Source organism: Salegentibacter sp. (assembly GCF_041642575.1).
Taxonomy (GTDB): domain Bacteria; phylum Bacteroidota; class Bacteroidia; order Flavobacteriales; family Flavobacteriaceae; genus Salegentibacter.
The window spans coordinates 1-3,783 of record NZ_JBEPWD010000145.1 but is presented as its reverse complement, the minus strand read 5'-3'; the positions used below and the strand labels follow the sequence as shown (position 1 = coordinate 3,783).

Annotated in this window: 2 protein-coding genes; one reads left to right on the top strand and one right to left on the bottom strand. The window is 44.4% G+C overall.

Going from position 1 to position 3,783, the window contains the following annotated elements; translation table 11 throughout:
• Window positions 1-114: 114 nt before the first annotated feature.
• Window positions 115-864 carry a succinate dehydrogenase/fumarate reductase iron-sulfur subunit gene (locus tag ACESK1_RS12535; RefSeq protein WP_372920524.1) on the top strand — a complete coding sequence of 250 codons (750 nt, stop codon included), beginning with the start codon at window positions 115-117 and terminating at the stop codon, window positions 862-864.
• A gap of 40 nt (window positions 865-904) precedes the next feature.
• Here ACESK1_RS12535 and ACESK1_RS12530 read toward each other — a convergent pair whose 3' ends face one another.
• Window positions 905-3,586 (bottom strand): phosphoenolpyruvate carboxylase, encoded by a 2,682-nt coding sequence (locus ACESK1_RS12530; RefSeq protein WP_372920523.1) that lies wholly within the window; start codon window positions 3,584-3,586, stop codon window positions 905-907.
• Between the last annotated feature and the right edge of the window lie 197 nt (window positions 3,587-3,783).

Sequence of the window (3,783 nt, the reverse complement as noted above, 5' to 3'; positions counted from 1 at the left end):
TGAAACCGTTGCTCCAACTATCAGGAGTTATAAATAAGAAAAAAATTCTTCCGCAGCTATAAAAAATTCAGGGAGGAAATTTAGAATAATAGCATTCAATTAAATCACATCAGGATGAGAATAATTTTAAAGATCTGGAGACAAAAGAACAGGGATACCAAAGGAGAATTCTGTGATTATGTGCTGGAAGAGGTGTCAAGGGATATGTCTTTTCTGGAAATGCTGGATATGCTCAATAACCAGCTGGTAAAGCAGGGAGAGCGGGCAGTAGAGTTTGACCATGATTGCAGGGAAGGAATTTGCGGACAGTGTGGAGTGATGATCAACGGAATAGCCCACGGACCCCTTAAGCACACGACTACCTGCCAGTTGCACATGCGGGAATTTAAAGATGGGGATACCATTTATGTTGAGCCCTTTAAAGCAACTGCTTTTCCTGTGGTACGGGACCTGAAAGTAGACCGTTCATCCCTGGACCGTATTATCGCCTCTGGCGGATATGTTTCAGTAGATACCGGCCAGGCACCTGAGGCCAACAGTATTCCTGTAACATATCATGAAGCAGAAACCGCTTTTGACGCTGCTGCCTGTATTGGCTGCGGGGCTTGTGTAGCGAGTTGCAAAAATTCCAGTGCGGCTTTATTTACCGGTGCCAAGATCACCCACCTCGCCCGCTTACCACAGGGTGACAAAGAGACTTCTTCCAGAACCTTGGATATGGTGAATCAAATGGAGGAAGAAGGTTTCGGACATTGCAGCAATACAGAAGCCTGCCAGGTGGAATGCCCGGAAAATATTTCAGTGCTCACTATTGCAAAAATGAACTATGAATATAACCGGGCCAAAATCCTGTTTAAAAAATAGCTTTTAGAATTACCTGATATCTCAATTTAAGACTGGATTTTTAACCTGTGTTTTTAAGTCCGCTTGCAAGGGCGGTGGTTATTTCCAGTAAAAGGGTCACCAGGGAACTCTCATTCCGGTCATCACTGGCTCTCCATAGCTCCAGGTTTTTAATCTGTAAATAATGCAGGGTTAGAAGCGCATCCTCTCTTCGGTTTAAATTGTCCAGCAGACTTTGGCGTCGTTCCTCCCTGTTGGTATCAAACATAGCACCTATCTGCTCCAGGCTTTCAGTATGCTCGGTTTTAATAATTTCTGTGAGTTCCTGCCTAACATTTTCGTTTTTAACCAATTCAGCATAAAGGCTCATAACCTCGGGAGATGCATTCATAAGATTGGTTTCCACCTGGATAAGTATATAACGCAGCAAAGGCCATTTATCAGCAAAATCCCTGAGCTGCATATAGCTATCCTTATCCTCATTCTTCAGCTTTTGCAATGCATAGCCAATTCCAAACCAACCGGTAATATTAAAGCGGGATTGATTCCAGCTGAAAACCCAGGGGATTGCCCTGAGATCTCCCAGGGTTCTTGTTCCGGTTCGACGTGCAGGACGCGAGCCTATTTTACTTAATTCCAGTACATCAATAGGCGTTGCCTCCCCGTAAAATTCCAGGAAGGAAGGATGCTTTATCAAATCCTGGTACTTCTCCTGTGAATACTGAGCCAGCTTTCTCAAAGCTGCCACAGGATAGGTGATAGCCCGCTGCGGAAAGCTGTTGTAACCTGTTTGCAAAGCGGTACCGGAAAGTAACATCTCAAGGTTATAACTGGCGGTAAGTCGGTTTGCGAACTGCTGGGAAATCGTTTCTCCCTGTACCGTTAGCTTCATTTCACCACTCAGGCTTCCGGGTGGCATACTTTCAAGGAAACGGTGATATTTTCCGCCACCCCTGCTTATGGTACCTCCAATTCCGTGGAAAAATTTGAAACGGACATTATTTTCTTCGGCTGTTATGGTAAGCGCCTCTTCGGCCTGGTAAATGTGCCATCTACTGGCAATAATTCCGCCGTCTTTGTTACTGTCGCTATAGCCCAGCATCACTTCCTGTACCCCGTCTTCACTTTTTTTGTAGGCAGGGTGCTTTAAATAACTATCCATTACTTCATCGGATGCCAGCAGGTCATCAATAGTTTCAAACAAAGGCACAACCTGGAAAGTATTACAGCTAAGACCGGCTTCCCTCATGAGTACATACACCAGAAGCAGGTCACTCAAGCCGCGGGTCATACTTACAATAAAGGAACCTATTCCCTGCGGACCGTATTTTTCTGAATGCTTTTTAACCACCCGGTAACAATCCAGCACCTTATCTGCTTCCGGCCCGAAGGATTTACCTCCTATGGCAAATGGTCTGTTGGTTTTTAATTCTTCAGATAAAAAATCGATTCGCTTCTCTTCATTCCAGCTACGGTATTCAGGCAGATCGGGATAGGTAGCTTTAAGAATCTGTTCCATCGCCTTATCGTGGAATTCACTATTCTGCCTTATATCGAGGCGAGCGAGGTGAAAGCCAAAACTTTGCAGCAAACGTTCGGTGGGAAAGATCAGATCTTCCACAATTCTTTTTGCGCCAATTTCCAGCAGGGATGACTTCAGCACCTTTAAATCTTCCAGAAGATCTTCCGGACTATTATATACCTGCTCATCCAGGCTGTTTTGCTCTTCCATCGTGTTGGTTAGCTGCACCAGCATTAACGAAAGAAACTGGCGCCAGGGCTCATAGGGATTCCTTTCTGCAGCGATTTTTCCCGGTTCCCCTAAAAGCTCCAGCTTTTTATCAATTTCATCTTTAAGAATCTCCGGGATGGGGTTTCGTTTCTTTGAAAAGCTGAGGTGCGCTACCAGCTCATTTAAATGCGTATTGATAAGTTCCAGCGCGGCTTTTCTTTGTTCTTTAAGGGTGCTCTCGGTAATGGAAGCGGTGACGTGCGGATGCCCGTCCCGGTCGCCCCCTACCCAGGAACCAAACTGCAGTCGGGGATAGCTAAGTTTTTTGGGATCGAAGCCCATTTCCAGCCAGCTTTGTCTAAGCTGAATATCGGTTTTTTTAAGCGCCATCGGAAAAACCTTACTCAGGTAGTGCACTACATTATTCCTTTCTTTTTCCACCGTTGGTTTTTCCAGGTAGATCTCCCCTGTTCTCCACCATCTTTCGAGCAGTGCCATAATATCCTCTCCTATTACCTTTCTTTCTGAAGAAGAATAAGCCTTGTTTTCCAGCTTGATGAGTTTAAGGTAAATCTCCCGGTGTAATTCGAGGATAGATATTCTCTTCGCTTCGGTAGGATGTGCGGTAAGTACCGGAGTCACACTTATTTTTTGCAGGATCTCCTGCATCTGGTCCTGCGATAAGCCCTGCGATTTCCACCGGTTAAAAGTCTCGCTCCAGGAACCCCGAATGGCTTGCAATCCTTTATTGTCGATGAGTTTCCTGCGGTATTGCACGGCAGCATTCTCCTCTACCAGATTCATAAGCTGCATGTACATGCTTAGCACCTGGATCTGTTTTTCATTTAGTTTTATATCCTCAGGGATATGGTTTTTAGAGCCGTCCTGTGAAAGTAAATCTACCAATTCATGTTCTCCAAGCTCTTTCAAAACCTGGCGGAAACAATTGGTAAGGAATTCCATGTCTTTCCATATCTTTTCAAAAGATAGCGTATTGGTGCTTTGGTTCATTTTTCCGCAATTTTTAATTAAAAAATTAAATTAACAAAATGAACGATAAAGGAAAAATTTAGGAAGCACCAAGTAAAGCTAAGCTGACCCGAATCATGTTTTTTTGGGGAGTTTTGTAAGCGTGATTCAGAGCCGTATACAGGCTTTTCTAAACAGCCACAGGGGGTTAGTATATTTCAAACGTTTGAGGCGAAGGG

Coding starts and splice junctions, on each gene's coding strand:
- ACESK1_RS12535 (WP_372920524.1), top strand. CDS start 115: ATGAGAATAATTTTAAAGATCTGGAGACAAAAGAACAGGGATACCAAA.
- ACESK1_RS12530 (WP_372920523.1), bottom strand. CDS start 3,586: ATGAACCAAAGCACCAATACGCTATCTTTTGAAAAGATATGGAAAGAC.